The organism is Micrococcus porci, assembly GCF_020097155.1.
Classification (GTDB): Bacteria; Actinomycetota; Actinomycetes; order Actinomycetales; family Micrococcaceae; genus Micrococcus; species Micrococcus porci.
In genome coordinates, this window is sequence record NZ_CP083691.1 from 1,690,647 (window position 1) to 1,707,406 (window position 16,760).

Sequence of the window (16,760 nt, forward strand, 5' to 3'; positions counted from 1 at the left end):
GCGAATGCTCTCCTTCGGCGGGACGGGGCTTCGCCCTCGATGGTACGCTCCGACGCGCTGGAGGGGAGGAGGCGGACTCGCCGCCCCATGACCGGTTCGACGACGTGTCATGAGGCCCGGCTCGCGCGATCCGTCGCCCGGTGGGCGAGAAGCGTCGAGGCCCACCGGCGGCCCAACAGGAAGACGGCGAGGACGGCGGAGGCCACGAGCACGAACGGGACCGGGGCCCCTCCGAGGCCCCACAGCACGCGCAGCCCCATCCCCGCCGCGACGGTCACCGCCCAGACGACGACGCCCTGCGGCCAGACGCGGGCCCAGGTCCGGGGGCCGCCGGCGAGGGCCGTTCCCGCGACCCAGGCCAGGAGGAAGGGGGCGGCGGCCGTCACCAGGGCGAGGCCGCCGCGATCGGTCGCGTGCTCGCGCTGCCCGAGCGCGACGAAGAGGACGACCAGGGCGGCGTCGAGCGCGAAGGCGACCCATGGTGCGGAACCCCGCCGTCGGTCGGACGGGTGGGCGGCGGGGGAGGAGTCCTGCGGAAGAGGAGTGGTGCTCATGGCCCCCATTGTCCCGCGGGCGAGGCAGCCGGGCCGGTGCCCCTCCCTCTTCCTCTACCGAGACAAGGTATCGTGCTTGTCATGGACTTCCATTCCCGACCCGGACCCGAGGCCGGGTCAGCAATGGTGCCCGTCGCCGTGCGATGCGGATCCGCGGGTGCGGCGGGGCGGTGGGCCGCGTCCATCCCCGGCGCGCGGCGCCTGGGCCGGGAGGGCGGTCGTGATCTGATCGTCCACGCCGACGACGCGGCCGCGGCCGTGGCCCTCATGCTCGCCGTGCGACGAGCCGGGGCCGGGGCGGTGGGCGCCGGAGTCGCCATCGAGCAGGTCGAGGGGGCGTTGCGGCGCGCCCGGCGCAGGCCTGGAGGGATCGCCGTGTCACGGGTTCCTGGATCGACGGGAACGGAGGAGGAGCGGGGTCTCCTCGAGGCCGGCCTCGGCGTCCTCCTGACCCTGGAGTCGCGGCGCAGTGCCCCCCAGCAGGCGGCGGGGGTCCTCATCGAGGCCGGGCGCAGCCAACGGGAGGCGGCCGCCGACCTCGGAGTCAGCCAGCAGGCCGTCCAGCAGCGGCTGCGAGCCGGGCTGTGGGAGGAGACGCGGACGCTCCTCGACGCGCTCCTTCCCATGGCGCGGCGCGTGCTCGAGGCCTGAGACCCGCAGGCCCCGGCCCCGAGCACATCGCGTCAGTGCGTCGTGTCGACGTCGTCCTGGGGGAGCGGCTCGTGCTGCACGAGATGGTCCTCGTCCGCCCGGGACGAGTCCTCGTCGACCATGATCCGGGTGATCTCCGCCCGGATCTCCTCTCCGGGCACGCCCCAGCCGCGCTCGTAGCCGTAGATCTCGCGCAGCGGGGTCTGGGACCGGGTCTGCTCCACGAGGGCCACGTCGTCGGGGGAGAGGAGGGCGGGATGGGGCACCCCGGCCGCCTCGGAGACCTTGATCAGGTCGCGGCGCAGCGTCTGGACGTAGCCGACCAGGCGCTGGGACTTCTCCTGCGGATCCAGCCCGGCGGCGAGCCAGGGGTTCTGGGTGGCGACACCCGCCGGGCAGGTGTCCAGGTGGCACTTCTGAGCCTGGATGCAGCCGATCGCGAGCATCGCCTCGCGGGCCACGTTGACCATGTCCACACCGAGGGCGAACGCGACCAGGGCGTTGTCCGGCAGTCCGAGCTTGCCGGAGCCGATCCAGGTCACGCGGTCGGTGAGGCCGCGGGCGGCGAAGATCCTGTAGACCTCGGTGAAGGCCACGCGGAACGGGAACGCCACCGAGTCGGAGAAGATCAGCGGGGCGGCGCCGGTGCCGCCCTCGCCGCCGTCGATGGTGATGAAGTCGACGCCGCGGGTGCCGTCGGCCATCGCGTCGGCGAGCTCGTGCCAGAAGCCGAGGTCGCCCACGGCGGACTTGATTCCGACGGGCAGGCCGGTGCGCTCGGCGACGCGCTCGACGAAGTCGAGCATCTCGTCCACCGTGCTGAACTCCGAGTGGCGCGACGGGCTGGCGACGTCCTTGCCCTCCTCGACGCCGCGGATCCGGGCGATCTCCGCGTTCACCTTCGCGCCGGGCAGGTGCCCGCCGAGACCCGGCTTGGCGCCCTGGCTGAGCTTGATCTCGAGCGCGCGCACGGGGGCGGACTCGACGACGGCCGCCAGCTTCTCCATGTCGAAGTTGCCGTGGGCGTCGCGGCAGCCGAAGTACCCGGTGCCGATCTGCAGCATGAGGTCGCCGCCCTGTCGGTGGTGGTCGGACAGGCCGCCCTCGCCGGTGTTGTGCATGAACCCGCCCAGGGCCGCACCCTTGTTGAGCGCGGTGATCGCCTGCGGGCTGAGGGAGCCGAAGGACATGGCCGACACGTTCACGACCGAGTTCGGGCGGAACGCATGGCGCCGGCCGCGCGGGCCGCCGAGCACCTTCGCGCTGGGCAGGGCCTTGCCCGGGTCCAGCGCGAGGGCGGACATGGGGGCGACGTCGGAGAACGTGCGGTGCTTGACCACGGCATAGGACGTGTGCTCGACGTCGTTGTCCGTGCCGAAGCCGTAGTAGTTGTTCTTGCCCTTCGAGGAGGTGTACACCCATCGGCGCTGGTCGCGGCTGAAGGGGCGCTCCTCGTTGTTCGCCGCCACGATGTACTGGCGCAGCTCGGGGCCGATGGTCTCGAGCGCCCAGCGGGCGCGGGCGAGGACCGGGAAGTTGTGGCGGAGGGCGTGCTGCTTCTGGGTGAGGTCGCGGACGGCGACGCCGGCCACGCCCAGGGCGGCCGCCGCGGCGGCGAGGGTCTTCGAATTCATGCCACCCACTGTGGGGGAGCGGATGCCCGGGAGCCAGCCGCGACGCGCCGGGAGCGGGCGATTCGCGACGGAGGTCGTCCGGAGGCCCGACGCGACGACAACCACCGACCGAGTTCATGGAACCGACGCCTCCTGTTCACTGACGGTGCGGGCTGGACGCCGATCGCGGTCACTGACGTCGGAGACCGAGGCCAAGGCCGGCTCCTGCACCACCAAGGACGGCAAGTCCTACAAGGCGTTCGGCCGCTTCGCCGACGAGGGCGCCTGGTGGGACGCCGAGCGCGGCGGCTTCGTGTTCGACGCGTCCTTCGACAAGGCGTTCCACGACGGTCAGATCTGGTTCTTCGACGTGAAGGCCGGGACCATCACGATCGACGCGTACTACCCGCTGACCGCCCCGAACTTCTCGGAGGAAAGGCGCAGCGCGCCCGCGGCTGACCGCGCCGCACCCGGGGGACCGCAGCTGACCAACAAGTTGACATAATGTACATTATCGGTTCACGAGCCAGGGGCGGAACGACGCCGGAATCCGCCCGGCGCCGCCCCCGCGCTGACCGTGTGTGCGGGCGGACGGATCAGACCAGGCGTGCCACCACAAGGCCGGAGAACCCGTCGCCCTCGGCGACGAGCGCCCGCCCGCCGTCGGCGGTGTCCGCGGGGTCCAGCTCGTAGGGCATGTCGAGCTCGCCCGCGGCCGGGCCGGTGCCCACGGCCGTCACCGTCATGTCCGGCTGACGCGTTCCGGTGCGGACGCCGTGCTCGTCGTGGACCTCCAGGACCTCCTGGGCGAGCTCTCCGGCGACGCCGCGGCGGAGCACCTCTCGCGCCTCGGGGTCCGTGAGCGCGTCGTGGATCCACCGGGTGCCCAGCACCGAGTGCTCGGCGGTCAGCAGCACGGTCGCGCCGTCGCGGGCCGCAGAGCGGTACGACAGCGGGGTCTGCACCAGACGCCCGTCGTCGGCACCGCCGACGCGGACGAGCATGACCTCGAGGCCGAGCTCCCCGGCCGGGTCGTCGAACCGGTACGAGCCGGCCCTGGTGAACGGCACGTCCGGATCCTCGCCGTGGGCCACGAGGGCGCGACGGATCCACTCGTTCTTGTCGGGGTCGAGCTGGGCGCTGTAGATGAAGGACATGTCCTGGACGCTACCCGCCGATGCGCCCGCCCGACAGCCCGTCGACGACGCTCAGTCCTGCACGGCCAGCACGGCGTCGTCCATGGCCCGGTAGGCGTCCACCTCCGCGGCCACCCGTGCGCCGCCGATCACCGTCACCGCCTCCGGATCCCAGCCGGCGGCCAGGAGATCTCCGGCGAGGCCGTCCTCGGACTCCTGGCCGGCGCACACGACCACGTCGGTGACCGGCAGCACGAGCCGTCGGCGCCCCGGGTCCCCGTCACCGCCCACGGCGGGTGCCGTCACGTGCAGCCCGTCCCGGTCCACGCGCTCGTAGGAGACGCCGGAGAGCATCTCGACGCCGAGGGCCCGCAGCTCGAGCCGATGCACCCATCCGGTGGTCGGTCGCAGACGGGAGCCCACGGGCTCGGGTGAACGCTGCAGCAGGAAGACCCGGCGGGCGCGCTCAGCCGGCTCGGGACGGGTCAGTCCCCCGGGGGCGGTCGGGTCGTCGTCGGCCACGCCCCAGCGGGCGCGCCAGTGCTCGAGCGGTTCCGGCTCCCCCAACGCGGCGCCGCCCTCCGGGGACGCCAGCAGTTCGGCGACGTCCACGCCGACTCCCCCGGCGCCGATCACGGCGACCGCGGCGCCGCACCGGACCCGCCCGGCCACGACGTCGTCATAGCGGTGGACGGCCGGGGCGCCCGGCTCCCCCACGCCGGGCAGGTCCACGTCCCGCGGGCGCACCCCGGTCGCGATGATGACCCGGTCGAAGGCCGGGCGGCCGTCCTCGGTCAGGAGCGTCCGGGGTGTCACCCGCGTCTCCCGGCGCAGGTGCACCCCGGCCGCGACCGCTCGTGCCTCCAGGTGCCGCAGGGCGGGCTCGAACTCCTCCTTGCCCGGGATCCTCCGCGCCAGGCGGAACTGGCCACCGACCTCCTCGGTCGCTTCGAACAACGTCACGTCATGCCCGAACCCCGCTGCCCGATGCGCTGCGGTCAGCCCGGCGGGCCCCGCACCGACGACGGCGACGCGCCGGCGGCGGCCGATCTCCACCGGCACGGGGCGGGCGTACCGGGGATCGGTCTCCCGGCCCGCCCGCGGATTCATGAGGCAGCTGACCGGGCGTCCCGCCATGACGTGGTCCAGGCAGGCCTGGTTGCAGGCGATGCACGGGGTCAGGTGCTCGGCCCCGGCCCGGCCGACGGTGCGCACCCAGTCGGGGTCGGCGAGCAGCGGGCGGGCGACCGCGACCAGGTCCGCCGCGCCGCCCCGCAGCAGGGCCTCGGCGTCGTCGGGCGTCGTGAGGCGGTTCGCGGCGATCACGGGGATGCCCACCGCCGCCCGTACCCGTGCACTGGCCTCGGCCCACGCCGCCCGCGGGACGGAGGTCACCACGGTCGGGACGCGGGACTCGTGCCAGCCGATGCCGGTCATGATCAGGTCGGCGCCGGCCGCCTCGAACGCGCGCGCCGTGTCCAGCGCCTCCGCGGAGGTCTGGCCGCCGGGCACCAGGTCCGTCAGCGAGGTGCGCACGGAGAGCAGGCCCGTCTCCCCCAGCGCCTCCCGCACGGCGGCGACGACGGCTACCGGGAAGCGCCGCCGGTTCTCGGCGGAGCCGCCGTACCGGTCCTCGCGGAGGTTGGTGGACGGGGCCAGGAACTGGTTGAGCAGGTAGCCCTCCGAGGCCATGACCTCGACCCCGTCGTAGCCGGCCTCCAGGGCCAGCCGTGCCGACCGGGCATACGCGGCGACGAGCTCCTCGACCTCCGCCTCCGTGAGCGCGTGCGCGGTGTGCCGGGAGATCGGCGCGCGTGTCGCCGACGCGGAGACGAGGTCCGCCCCGCGCGCGTACCGGCCCGCGTGCAGCAGCTGCACCAGGATCCGGCCGCCCTCCGCGTGCACCGCGTCCGTGAGCGTGCGGTGGGCCGCGGCGTCCGCGGCGTCGGCGAGGAGGCCGCCTCCCGGGCTCACGGCGCCCTCCGGCGTCACGCCGACCCCGCCCGTGACGATCAGGCCGACTCCCCCGGCGGCGCGCTCGGCGTAGAACGCGGCCAGGGCGGGCAGGTCCGCGTGGCTGTCCTCGAGCCCCAGGTGCATGGAGCCCATGACCACGCGGTTGCGCAGGACGGTGCGGCGGACGGTCAGCGGCTCCAGCAGTCGGTGCGAGGCGGGGGCGTCGGTCATGTGTGTCATGGGCGTCACAGTAGCCGGGACGCGTCGTCCCCGGCACCCCGCCTTCGTGCGGCGCCCCCCCGCCGTCATCGGCCGCGGTGGCGGGCCGCCCGCAGATCCGGCAGGATGGGCGGTGACGGGGATCACGAGGGGGATGCATGGAGTGGATCGAGGCCAACGCCGACTGGCTCTGGCTCGTCCTGGCCCTGGGCCTGGTGGGCGCTGAGCTGCTGAGCCTGGACCTGGTGCTGGCGATGCTGGCCGCCGGCGCGCTCTCCGCGGGCGTCGCCGCCCTGGCCGGGGCGCCCCTGGGCCTGCAGCTGGGCGTGTTCGTCGTCGTCTCGCTGCTCACCCTCGTCGCCGTGCGCCCGGCGGCGATGCGCCGCCTGCACCCGGACCCGGCCGTCGGCGCGTCCTGGCTCGACGGCCTCTCCGGCCGCCGCCTCACCGCCACCGGACCGGTCACGGACGAAGGCGGACGGATCGACGTCGACGGGGAGACCTGGAGTGCCCGCGTGGAGCCCGGCGCCGCCCCCGCCGCCCACGGCCAGGGGGTGACCGTCCTGCGCGTCGAGGGCGCCCATCTGATCCTGCGTCCGGACCCCGTCATCGACTGGGACGCGCCCGCCCACGACTGACCACCCCATCCGCCTCCATCGAACGGAGTCCCCGTGGAGTTCCTCATCGTCCTCGCGGTCCTGGCCGTGCTCGTCGGCGTCCTGCTGGCGTCCTCGGTCAAGATCATCCCGCAGGCCCGCACCGCCAACGTCGAGCGGCTGGGCAAGTACCAGCGCACCGCCGGCGCCGGACTGACCCTGATCATCCCGTTCATCGACCGCATGCTGCCCATGGTGGACATGCGCGAGCAGGTGGTCTCCTTCCCCCCGCAGCCGGTGATCACCGAGGACAACCTCGTGGTCTCCATCGACACGGTCGTGTACTTCCAGGTGACCGACGCCAAGGCGGCGACCTACGAGATCGCCAACTACATCCACGCCGTCGAGCAGCTCACCACCACCACGCTGCGCAACGTCGTCGGCGGCATGAACCTCGAGGAGGCCCTCACCTCCCGCGACGCCATCAACTCCCAGCTGCGCGGGGTGCTGGACGACGCCACCAGCCGGTGGGGGCTGCGGGTCTCCCGCGTGGAGCTGAAGGCGATCGATCCGCCCATGTCAATCCAGGACTCCATGGAGAAGCAGATGCGTGCCGAGCGTGACCGCCGCGCCGCGATCCTCACCGCCGAGGGCACCAAGCAGGCGGCCATCCTCACCGCCGAGGGCGAGCGGCAGTCCGCCATCCTCTCCGCGGAGGGTGAGGCGCAGGCCCGCGTGCTGCGGGCCAACGCCGAGGCCGAGGCCATCGAGGTCGTCTTCGACGCGATCCACTCCGGCGGCGCGGACAGCGAGGTGCTGGCCTACCAGTACCTCCAGTCCCTGCCGAAGATCGCCGAGGGCACCTCCAACACGATGTTCGTCGTCCCCGCCGAGCTCACCCGCGCCCTGCAGGGCCTGGGCGAGGCCTTCTCCCCGGGTTCCCCGTCGGCGGCCGGGACCGGCTCCTCCGACACCTCCGACGACGCCGCCCCCGCCGCGGGCCGGGCCGCCACCGGTCCCGGGGGTCGGCGTCGGGGACGCGCCTCGGAGGGTGCGCGGCCGACCACCGCGGAGGAGCTCCGCTCCTCCGGGCTGCTGGACGCGATGACCGCGGGCGCCCTCACCGCCGACCGGATGCCCCAGACCAGCCTCGACGAGGCCCTGCAGACGCCGCCCGAGGCCGAGCCGGCCCCGGTGCGCCGCGAGCCGGGAATGCCGTGAGAGGATCGGTGGTTGCACCGATGACGACCTGCGCCGCCGAGTCGCCCGTGAGCGTCCGCCGCACGGCGGACCCGGGCCGGCGGCACGACGAGGAGGACGAATGAGCGACCGCAGCCTGCGGGGCATGCGCCTGGGGGCGCAGTCCCTGGAGTCCGAGGCCGGCGTCGAGCCGGCGCCGCGCCAGCGCGTGGAGTACCGCACCGAGGACGGCGAGCAGGTGTTCGTGACCTTCGCCCAGGAGGCCGAGGTCCCCACGACCTGGACCTCCAAGACCGGCAAGGAGGCCCTGCGGGTGGACGGCGAGAAGCCGGAGGAGAACCCCGGCAAGCCGGTCCGCACCCACTGGGACATGCTGCTGGAGCGCCGCTCCATGGAGGAGCTGGAGGAGACCTTCCAGATCCAGCTCAAGAAGCTGCACGCCTCCCGCGGCGAGGCGGTCTGAGCACCCGTTCCCCCACCAGGGGCACGTGGGAAGGGCCCCGCCGGTCTCCGGCGGGGCCCTTCGCGTCCCTGGAATCCCCCGGGGTCAGCCGCGCTGGGGGCCGCGACCCGTCAGGGTCTCCCAACGGGCCTGCAGCCCCCACTTGGTGACGTTCACGACGGCCTCCCCCACGATGCCGCCGCTCATCTTCGACTCGCCCAGCTCGCGCTCCACGAACGTGATGGGCACCTCGACGATGCGCAGGCCGAGGCGGGCGACGCGGAAGGTCATGTCGACCTGGAAGCCGTAGCCCTTGGACTGGACGGCGCCCAGGTCGATCCTGCGCAGCGTGTCCGCGCGGTACGCGCGGTAGCCGGCGGTGATGTCGGTGAGCTTGAGGCCCAGCATGATGCGCGGGTACAGGGATCCCGCGGCGGAGATGAGCTTGCGGGAGGCGGGCCAGTTGACCATCTTGCCGCCGGGCACGCGCCGCGAGCCGATCACGAGGTCCGCGGTGCGCACGGCCTCGAGCAGGCGGGGCAGCTGCTCCGGCTGGTGGGAGCCGTCCGCGTCCATCTCGACGAGCACGTCGTAGCCGCGCTCCAGGCCCCAGCGGAAGCCCGCGATGTACGCGCCGCCCAGGCCGTTCTTCTCGGCGCGGTGCAGCACGTGGACGTGGTCGTCCTCCGCGGCTCGGGCGTCGGCCCAGGCGCCGGTGCCGTCCGGCGAGGCGTCGTCCACCACGAGCACGTCCGAGTCCGGGACGGCGTCGCGGAGCCGGCCCAGGGTGAGCGGCAGCGACTCGATCTCGTTGTAGGTGGGGATGATGGTGAGCACGCGCATCCGGTGGTCTCGTCTTCCGTGTCGTGGCGGCCCCGCCTGACGGGGCTCGTTGGCATCCGTTCGAGTATAGGAACCCTCCGGCCCGCCCGCGTCCGGGGCGCGCGGGCGGGCTCAGGCGTCCGCGACCTCGACGGCGGCGGGGCGGCCGTCCACCCAGGTCGCCCGCCAGCGGGGCAGGGCGGTCTCGGCGTCGAGGGCGGGCAGCAGCGGCGTCCCGGCGCGGGTGTCCGTGGACCAGGCTGCGACCCGGCCGTCCGGGGACTGCACGGCCACCGCGTCCGCCTCCCAGACGGCGAACGTCGCGGGCGCGGACACCGTCAGCCGCGGTGCGGCCTGGACCGTGGCGCCGGGCGCGTCCGGCAGCACCCGCAGGGGTGTGCGGGTGGCGGCGGTGAACGCCGAGCGGGCGGAGATGCGCTCCGCCTCGTCCGGGTGGGACAGCGCGGCGCGCACGGCGGCCCAGGGCCCGGCCTCGCCCGCCGTGGACAGGCACACCGGCACGCCCTCGGCGAGGAGCGTGCCCAGCGGGGCGCGGAGCAGGCCGTCCGCCTCGGGGCCGACCGTCACGGAGGCGGAGATCGCGGCGAGGAGGGCGCGGTCCTCCGCGGTGATCGGGGCCGTGAGGACCACCCGGTGCCGCACGCGGCCCAGGGCGGGGGCGCCGAGCTCCTCCGCCGCGGAACGGAGCGCGGCCAGAGCGGCGGCCTGGCCCTCGGAGGGGTCGCCGCCCGCTGGGGGGACGAGGTGGACCTGCTCGCCGGCGCGGGTGGAGGCGACGACGAGCGCGGCCAGGGCTTCGCCCTCGGCCGGCAGCCACACGCCGGCCGCCTCCGCGTCCACCGTGTCCGCGGCGCGGTAGACGACGGTCTGCAGCGCCGGATCCGCGGCGGCCTGGAGAGCCTGTGCGGTTTGACCGGGCTCGGCGAGGACGGTCACGATCGCGACGCCGTGTCGCAGTGCCTGCGCGGGGTCGACGGAGGGCCCGCCGGGCTCGACGAACGCCGGGGCCAGGACGGCGCCGGCGAGGTCGACGCGGGGGACATCGGGGTCCGCGACGCGGTCGGCCGAGGAGTCGTCCCCGAGCCAGGCCACCACGCCGTCGGAGACGAGCGCGGCGGTGGCGTACGGATCGGAGGCGGAGTGGACGATGCCGTTGAGGAACAGGGTGGAGCTCACCGATCCACCCTATCCGGCTCCTCCCCCTCCACGCCGTCCGCACCCGCGGCGGCGGCCGGCAGGGACGCCGCGACGACGCCGCGGCCCACGAGATCGGCGGCCTTGCGGCAGGCACGGGTGCGCCGGGCGTCGCCGGGCACCTGGGCGATCTGGCCGAGGACGTCGATGACCTGCCGGGCCCACCGCACGAAGTCGCCCGGGGCGAGGTCCGCCCCATGCAGGGAGTCCCGCAGGGAGGCGCCCCGCACCCAGCGATGCAGGGGCGCCACGAGCCCGGGGTCGGTGGGAGGCGTGGGCTCCAGGCGCGCGGCCGTCTCGTCTTCGCGGAGCCCGCCTTCGATCCGGTCCACGGCCTCCGCCAGGGCCTGCAGTCGCGCGGTGGGCATGGCCACCGGCAGGCCCTGCGTGTCGCCCTTGCCCTGGTAGACGAGCAGGGCGGCAACGCAGGCCCACTCCTCCGGCGTCAGGGATCGGGTGCTGGGGTCGTGGAGCACCAGCGAGGTGAGCAGGTCCCGCTCGCCGTAGATCCGGCGCAGGGTCTGGCCCCGCTCCGTCAGCGCGCGGGACGGGGCGTCCGGGTCGTCCCCGACGTAGCCCAGCCGACCGAGGAGCTCGACGACGCGGTCGAACGTGCGGGCGATGGTGTTGGTCCGTCCGGCGATGCGCTCCCGCAGCAGCGAGACCTCGCGCCGCATGTCCCACCACCGCTCGCCCCAGCGTGCGTGGTCCTCGCGGTCCGGGCAGGCGTGGCACGGGTGAGCCTGCAGGGCACGGCGCAGCTCCTCCAGGCGCGGGGAGGCGACCTCCTCGCGCAGCCGGAAGCCGGTGCCCCGGCGCGTCCCGCCCGTCGGGGGGCGATGGGCCCGCACGGCCTCCCGCATGGCGGCGGCCACGTCCTTGCGCTGCGAGGGGGTCTTGACCTGGACGGTCTGGGGCAGCGCGGCGCCGGCCACGGGCTCGACGGGGTCCACCAGGTCCTCCACGGCGACCTTGCGCAGCTGGGCCTTGTCCGTCACCACGGCGACCCGGGGGTTCTGCGGATTGCCCGCGGCCGCGACGACGACCACACGGCCGAGCGCCCGCCCGTCGTGGAGCTCGACGACGTCGCCGACCGCCAGGTCCGCGAGGGACTCCTTGACGGCCCGCAGGTGCTCCCGGCGGCGGCCGCGGGAGCCGGACTTCTCCGCGGCGGCCAGCTCCTTGCGGAGGGAGAGGTACTCGGCGAAGTCCCCGCGGTCGCAGGCCATGGCGTCGGCGTACTTCTCCAGGCTGGACTGCTTGGCCCGCACCTCTCGGGCCAGGCCGACGACGGACCGGTCCGCCTGGAACTGCGCGAACGAGGACTCGAGGATCCCCCGTGCGCGCTCCGCTCCGACCTGCGCGAGCAGGTTCACCGACATGTTGTACGTGGGGCGGAAGGACGAGCGCAGCGGATACGTGCGGCGCGAGGCCAGGGCGGCCACGGCGGACGGGTCCAGCCCCGGACGCCAGAGCACCACGGCGTGGCCCTCGACGTCGATGCCGCGGCGGCCGGCGCGGCCCGTCAGCTGGGTGTACTCCCCCGGCGTCACGTCCACGTGGGACTCGCCGTTGAACTTCACCAGCTTCTCCAGCACCACGGAGCGTGCGGGCATGTTCACGCCGAGCGCGAGGGTCTCCGTGGCGAAGACCGCCTTGAGGGCCCCGGCGGCGAAGAGGTCCTCGACGGCCTCCTTGAACGGCGGGAGCATGCCGGCGTGGTGGGCGGCGAACCCACGGGACAGGCCGTCACGCCAGGCCCAGAACCCCAGGATCTCGAGGTCCTCCGGAGGGAGCGCCGCCGCAGCCTGTTCGACGCGCTCGGCGATCAGCGCCTTCTCCCGGCGGTCGGTGAGGTCGAGTCCCGCCCGGAGGCACTGTTCGACCGCGCCGTCGCAGCCGGCGCGGGAGAAGATGAAGGTGATGCAGGGCAGCAGGCCCTCGCGGTCCAGGGCGCGGATCATCTCCGGCCGGGACGTGGACAGCCCCAGCGCGCGCCGCTCCCCGTCCCCCGGGGAGGCGTCGGCGCGGTGCGGGCGCTCGCGGTCCCACCCCGACGACGCACCCTCCCGTCCTCCACGCGGGCCCCCCTTCCCGCGACCTCGTCCGGCACCGCGGCCGCCGGGCCCGCCGCGCCCCCGTCCGCGGTGGCCGGTCCTGCCCCAGTCGGGGCGCTCGACGCGGCGGGAGGCCTCCTGGGCCATCCGCTGCAGCTCGGGGTTGAGCAGGGGCGTGCCGTCGGCGTCCGCCGCGGCCTCGAAGGCCACGTCCTCGGCGAACAGGTCGTAGAGCCGGCCACCGGCCATGACGTGCTGCCACAGCGGCACGGGCCGGTGCTCGGAGACGACCACCGTGGTGGCCCCGCGCACCGTGTCCAGCCAGGCGCCGAACTCCTCCGCGTTGGACACCGTGGCGGAGAGGGAGATCAGCTGCACGTGCTCGGGCAGGTGGATGATCACCTCCTCCCACACCGGTCCGCGGAACCGGTCGGCGAGGTAGTGGACCTCGTCCATCACCACGAACCCGAGGTCGGTGAGGGCCTCGGAGTCCGCGTAGAGCATGTTGCGGAGCACCTCGGTGGTCATCACCAACACGGGGGCGTCTGGGTTCACGGACGTGTCGCCCGTGAGCAGGCCGACCCGGTCGGCGCCGTGCACGGCCGCGAGGTCCGCGTACTTCTGGTTGGAGAGCGCCTTGATCGGCGTCGTGTAGAAGGCCTTGCGACCGCGGGCCAGCCCCAGGTGGACCGCGAACTCCCCCACGACGGTCTTGCCCGCACCCGTGGGCGCGGCCACGAGGACACCGTGCCCGGCCTCCACCTCGCGGCAGGCCTCCAGCTGGAACTCGTCCAGGGGGAAGCCCAGCCGGGCGGCGAACCGGCTCAGCTCGGTGCCGGGGCGGGAGGCCGACGCGCGGGAGCGGGCGAAGCGCTCGGCGGGCGAGAGCGCGGGCTCCTCGGGCGGCAGGTCGTGATGCGTGTGCGGGGCCATGCGGTCAGCCTACGGTCCGAGCCGGACGCCGTTGCGCCCGTGGGACGCCGCAGGCCCCGTCCCGGGCGGGGACGGGGCCTGCGTGGGGAGGCGCGCGACGTCAGAGCTCGTCGAGCGAGCGCGGTCCTGCCGCGATCTCCGCCTCCAGGTCCTCGGCCGTGTCACGGCTCCTCCGGGCCCGACGGCGGTCGTTCAGCCAGCAGACGAGGATCGAGATGCCGAACAGCAGCAGCAGCGGCCCGGCCAGGTAGAACATCGAGATGACGTCGGAGCCGGGGGCGGCCATGGCGGCGATCAGCGCCACGAGGAACACGACGATCCGCCAGTGCTTCAGGATCGTCGTCGCCGGGAGCACGCCGAGCAGGTTGAGGCCCACCAGGAACACGGGGAGCACCATGGACACCCCGAACACCAGGAACAGGGTGATGGAGAAGGTGAGGAAGTTGGACGCCGTCGGCAGGGCCGCGGTGCCGTCGAAGGTGAAGCCGATGAAGAACTGCACCGCCTGAGGGTGGACGAGCCACGCGAGGTACAGGCCCGCGAGGAACAGCGGGATGGCGGTGCCGAGGAATCCCACGGCGTACTTCTTCTCGCTCTTCGTCAGGCCTGGCACCACGAACGCCCAGGCCTGGTAGAGCCAGACCGGGCTGGACACCACGATGCCGATGAACAGCGCGACCTTGAGCATCATGTCGAACGGCGAGCTCACGGTGTCGAACGCCAGGGCGGCGTTCACCCCGCGCTCACGCGCCTCCACCATGGGGCGGGTGAGCACCTCCATGACCGGCTTGTACAGCGCGAAACCCGCCACCGCGCCCAGCACGACGGCCAGGACCGACTTGATGAGCCGGTCGCGGAGCTCCTTGAGGTGCTCGCGCAGCGGCATCTCGCCGTTCGGGTTCTTCGGCTTGCGGCCCTTGCGGCGCCCTCGGGCGCCGGCGGCCTCCTCGTCGACCGAGGTCACCGGTCGCTCAGCGGTCGTCGCGCACGTCGCGGTCCACCACGCGGCCCTCGACGGGCTCGGCGGCGGTGGAGCCGGCGCCCTGGGAAGGGGCGTCCGCCGTGGCGGCGCCCTCCGCCTTCTTGGTGGTGTTCTCCTCCTTCATCTGCTTGACCTCGGAGGAGAAGATGCGCATGGACTGCCCCAGGTTGCGGGCCAGGGCCGGCAACTTGGGGGCCGCGAACAGCAGCAGCACGACGATGATCAGGACGATCAGGTGGGTCGGGGTGAACCGCATGGGCGGAGTCCTTTCGACGGGTGAACTGGTTCCTAGGCTACCGCGCCCGCGGCCCGGCGGGCCGCGGCCTCGAGGCGCCCGCGCACGGCCCCGCGCAGGGCGGCCGGGGCCAGGATCTCGACCCGCCCGCCGTGCCGCGCGGCCAGGCCCACGGCAGCGTCGTCGTCGGCGAGGAGAACCCGGGTGAGGCGGTCTCCGGAGTCCAGGGTGGCGGCCGCGGCGGGGGCGTAGGCGTCGGCGGCGTCCCGCACCTCGTGGGCCCAGCGGACGACGGCCTCGACGCCGTCACCGGCAGGGCGCGGGTCCCACGCCGGGACTCGTCGTGCCCGGAAGGTCTCCCCCGTGCGGTGCAGCGCGCCGATCCGGTCGACGCGGAACACCCGCGGCCCGCCCGCCCGCCGGCACCAGGCCTGCAGGTACAGGCGCGTGCGGTCCTGGACGACGGCCAGCGGCTCGACGTCCCGCTCCGTGACGGCGTCGGAGCGCACCCCGTGGTAGCGCAGGTGCACCACGGCGCGCTCGGCGACGGCGTCCAGCAGGGTGCGCACCGTGTCCGGGTCGGCCACCACGTCCCAGTGGGCGACGACGGCGCCGGGCTCCTTCCCCGTCCCGTCGCGGGGGGCTTCGGCGTCCGCGGAGCCCGCGTGCGACTGTCCGGCGTCGGCGAGGGAGGCTCGGATGCGCCGCTGCGCCGAGCGCGCGGCCTCCCGGTCCTCGGGGGTCAGCACGGTCATCTCGGCCACGGTCTGCAGGGCGGCCACCAGGGCGTGGGCCTCGGGCAGGGTCAACCGGACGGGGCCGGCCAGCTCGGAGGACTGGTGGACGCGCACCCGTCCGCCCTCGTCCTCCACGTCGAACTGGAACCCGGGGAACTCCCGCTCGGGCATCCCGCAGTAGCGCAGGACCTCCAGGTCGGCGTCCAGCTCGCGGGCGGTCACGCCCAGGCGCTCCTGCAGCTCGTCCCGGCCGATGCCCTCGGCGCGGTTGGCGAGCCCCACGATGTCCAGCAGGCGGCCGACCAGGTCCTCGCTCGAGGCCCGGGAGCGCCGCCGGGTGGGCGCCGTCAGCGGGACGTCGCGCCAGGCGGGGTCCGGGTCCCCGGCGTGGACCGCCGCGGCGGCCGCCAGATCGGCGGCCAGGGCCCGCCCGGCGGCCGCCTCGACCGTGGAGAAGAGGACCTGGCCCACGGCCACCGCCGCCTCGGCCACGGCGCCGTCCTCGCTCGGGCCGGAGGGGCACTCCCAGAGCTCCCAGTCCGGACCGGGGGCGGGGCCGTCCGCCGCCGTGGCCGGAACCGGGCGGCCTGCCACGCGGAACCCCTGGCCGCGGCCGGGGGCCAGCCAGACGCGGACCGTCTCCGCCTCGGCGCGGCCGGCCAGGCGGGCGCGCAGCGCGGCGTGGTCGTGGCCCGCGGGCAGGGTGGGCGCCTCCCCCGCCGGGCTGGCCGCCCCGGCGTCCAGGACCACGGGATCCGACTCCATGCGGGTGAGCCGGAAGGAGCGCTCCGCGGCACGGTCGGCGTCCCAGCCGGTCAGGTACCAGCGGCCGCGCACCAGGGTGAGGAGCCAGGCCCGCACGGTGCGCTCGGTGAGGGCGCCGGCGGCGTCGCGGTAGGAGAACCGCACCACGGACTGCTCCGCGGCGGCCTCGCTGAGGGCGGCGACGCGTGGGTCCGTGCGCGGCATGACGGTGCGGAAGCCCTCGAGGGCGTCGTCGCCGCCGACCTCGCCGGGGTGGAACAGGACGCCGACGGCGCGGACGACGTCGTCCCGCAGGGGTGAATCCCCCCAGAGGCGCCGGGCGCGCACGAGGGCGCGGCGCTCGTCCACCGTGAAGTCCACGTCCTGCAGGAGCAGGGCGTCCCGGTCGACGCGGAGGCGCGGGCCGGCCTCGTCGTCGGGGTCGCCGACGGTCTCCAGCGGGACCCCCACGGCCCGGAGGGCGCGGCGGTCCCGCTGGAAGAGCTTCTCGAACGCGCCGTCCGTGAGCCCCTCGTAGCCGACGACGAGCCGGCGGATCTGCTCCCGGGTGTAGCCGAGCGGCTCGTGGAGCAGGAGCCACAGCAGGGAGATGATCCGCTCGGCCGGCTCGGCCGTGGACCCGTGTGCGCTCACGACGGACGCGGGCC

15 protein-coding genes are annotated in these 16,760 nt (G+C 74.7%); 5 read left to right on the forward strand and 10 right to left on the reverse strand.

Annotated elements, in window-relative coordinates; all coding sequences use genetic code 11:
- Positions 1–107: 107 nt before the first annotated feature.
- Positions 108–554 carry a DUF3054 domain-containing protein gene (locus KW076_RS07995; RefSeq protein WP_224354848.1) on the reverse strand — a complete coding sequence of 149 codons (447 nt, stop codon included), beginning with the start codon at positions 552–554 and terminating at the stop codon, positions 108–110.
- A gap of 81 nt (positions 555–635) precedes the next feature.
- On the opposite strand from KW076_RS07995, the gene KW076_RS08000 reads away from it, so the two are divergent.
- Entirely contained in the window at positions 636–1,205 is a 570-nt protein-coding gene (locus KW076_RS08000) for a hypothetical protein (RefSeq protein WP_224354849.1), read from the forward strand.
- A gap of 32 nt (positions 1,206–1,237) precedes the next feature.
- Here KW076_RS08000 and KW076_RS08005 read toward each other — a convergent pair whose 3' ends face one another.
- Positions 1,238–2,839, reverse strand: a complete 1,602-nt coding sequence (locus tag KW076_RS08005) for an FMN-binding glutamate synthase family protein (RefSeq protein WP_224354850.1) — start codon at positions 2,837–2,839, stop codon at positions 1,238–1,240.
- A gap of 145 nt (positions 2,840–2,984) precedes the next feature.
- Here KW076_RS08005 and KW076_RS08010 point away from each other — a divergent pair, with 145 nt between their 5' ends.
- Entirely contained in the window at positions 2,985–3,323 is a 339-nt protein-coding gene (locus tag KW076_RS08010) for a hypothetical protein (RefSeq protein WP_224354851.1), read from the forward strand.
- Between the two features lie 91 nt (positions 3,324–3,414).
- Here the strand turns inward: KW076_RS08010 and KW076_RS08015 are convergent, their stop codons facing one another.
- Together KW076_RS08015 and KW076_RS08020 are read right to left on the reverse strand one after the other, a co-directional pair.
- Positions 3,415–3,975: a maltokinase N-terminal cap-like domain-containing protein gene (locus KW076_RS08015; RefSeq protein ID WP_224354852.1), complete on the reverse strand. Its 561-nt coding sequence runs from the start codon at positions 3,973–3,975 to the stop codon at positions 3,415–3,417.
- Positions 3,976–4,026: 51 nt separating this feature from the next.
- Positions 4,027–6,150 carry an oxidoreductase gene (locus tag KW076_RS08020; RefSeq protein ID WP_350354977.1) on the reverse strand — a complete coding sequence of 708 codons (2,124 nt, stop codon included), beginning with the start codon at positions 6,148–6,150 and terminating at the stop codon, positions 4,027–4,029.
- A 137-nt stretch (positions 6,151–6,287) separates the two neighbouring features.
- On the opposite strand from KW076_RS08020, the gene KW076_RS08025 reads away from it, so the two are divergent.
- From KW076_RS08025 to KW076_RS08035, 3 genes are all read left to right on the forward strand, one after another.
- Complete coding sequence (locus tag KW076_RS08025) at positions 6,288–6,767, forward strand: NfeD family protein (RefSeq protein ID WP_224354853.1); 480 nt, start codon at positions 6,288–6,290, stop codon at positions 6,765–6,767.
- Positions 6,768–6,800: 33 nt separating this feature from the next.
- Positions 6,801–7,946, forward strand: coding sequence for an SPFH domain-containing protein (locus KW076_RS08030; protein ID WP_224354854.1), 1,146 nt, complete (start codon positions 6,801–6,803; stop codon positions 7,944–7,946).
- A gap of 100 nt (positions 7,947–8,046) precedes the next feature.
- A complete protein-coding gene (locus tag KW076_RS08035) occupies positions 8,047–8,388 on the forward strand; it encodes an RNA polymerase-binding protein RbpA (protein ID WP_224354855.1) in 342 nt (113 codons plus the stop codon).
- Between the two features lie 84 nt (positions 8,389–8,472).
- On the opposite strand, the gene KW076_RS08040 is transcribed toward KW076_RS08035, so the two are convergent.
- From KW076_RS08040 to KW076_RS08065, 6 genes are all read right to left on the reverse strand, one after another.
- Positions 8,473–9,210 carry a polyprenol monophosphomannose synthase gene (locus KW076_RS08040; protein ID WP_224354856.1) on the reverse strand — a complete coding sequence of 246 codons (738 nt, stop codon included), beginning with the start codon at positions 9,208–9,210 and terminating at the stop codon, positions 8,473–8,475.
- 111 nt (positions 9,211–9,321) lie between these two features.
- A complete protein-coding gene (locus KW076_RS08045) occupies positions 9,322–10,386 on the reverse strand; it encodes an amidohydrolase family protein (RefSeq protein ID WP_224354857.1) in 1,065 nt (354 codons plus the stop codon).
- Positions 10,383–13,394: a DEAD/DEAH box helicase gene (locus KW076_RS08050; RefSeq protein ID WP_224354858.1), complete on the reverse strand. Its 3,012-nt coding sequence runs from the start codon at positions 13,392–13,394 to the stop codon at positions 10,383–10,385. Before KW076_RS08050 ends, KW076_RS08045 begins: the two co-directional genes overlap by 4 nt.
- A gap of 100 nt (positions 13,395–13,494) precedes the next feature.
- Positions 13,495–14,358, reverse strand: a complete 864-nt coding sequence (gene tatC, locus KW076_RS08055) for a twin-arginine translocase subunit TatC (RefSeq protein WP_224354859.1) — start codon at positions 14,356–14,358, stop codon at positions 13,495–13,497.
- A gap of 7 nt (positions 14,359–14,365) precedes the next feature.
- Complete coding sequence (gene tatA / locus KW076_RS08060) at positions 14,366–14,632, reverse strand: Sec-independent protein translocase subunit TatA (RefSeq protein ID WP_224354860.1); 267 nt, start codon at positions 14,630–14,632, stop codon at positions 14,366–14,368.
- A gap of 32 nt (positions 14,633–14,664) precedes the next feature.
- Positions 14,665–16,746: a helix-turn-helix transcriptional regulator gene (locus KW076_RS08065; protein ID WP_224354861.1), complete on the reverse strand. Its 2,082-nt coding sequence runs from the start codon at positions 16,744–16,746 to the stop codon at positions 14,665–14,667.
- Positions 16,747–16,760 lie beyond the last annotated feature (14 nt).

Excerpts from the sequence above, each read along its gene's own strand:
- KW076_RS07995 (WP_224354848.1), bottom strand. The coding sequence starts at position 554 with ATGAGCACCACTCCTCTTCCGCAGGACTCCTCCCCCGCCGCCCACCCG.
- KW076_RS08050 (WP_224354858.1), bottom strand. The coding sequence starts at position 13,394 with ATGGCCCCGCACACGCATCACGACCTGCCGCCCGAGGAGCCCGCGCTC.
- KW076_RS08035 (WP_224354855.1), top strand. The coding sequence starts at position 8,047 with ATGAGCGACCGCAGCCTGCGGGGCATGCGCCTGGGGGCGCAGTCCCTG.
- KW076_RS08040 (WP_224354856.1), bottom strand. The coding sequence starts at position 9,210 with ATGCGCGTGCTCACCATCATCCCCACCTACAACGAGATCGAGTCGCTG.
- tatA (WP_224354860.1), bottom strand. The coding sequence starts at position 14,632 with ATGCGGTTCACCCCGACCCACCTGATCGTCCTGATCATCGTCGTGCTG.
- KW076_RS08025 (WP_224354853.1), top strand. The coding sequence starts at position 6,288 with ATGGAGTGGATCGAGGCCAACGCCGACTGGCTCTGGCTCGTCCTGGCC.
- KW076_RS08020 (WP_350354977.1), bottom strand. The coding sequence starts at position 6,150 with ATGACACACATGACCGACGCCCCCGCCTCGCACCGACTGCTGGAGCCG.
- KW076_RS08005 (WP_224354850.1), bottom strand. The coding sequence starts at position 2,839 with ATGAATTCGAAGACCCTCGCCGCCGCGGCGGCCGCCCTGGGCGTGGCC.
- KW076_RS08000 (WP_224354849.1), top strand. The coding sequence starts at position 636 with ATGGACTTCCATTCCCGACCCGGACCCGAGGCCGGGTCAGCAATGGTG.
- KW076_RS08015 (WP_224354852.1), bottom strand. The coding sequence starts at position 3,975 with ATGTCCTTCATCTACAGCGCCCAGCTCGACCCCGACAAGAACGAGTGG.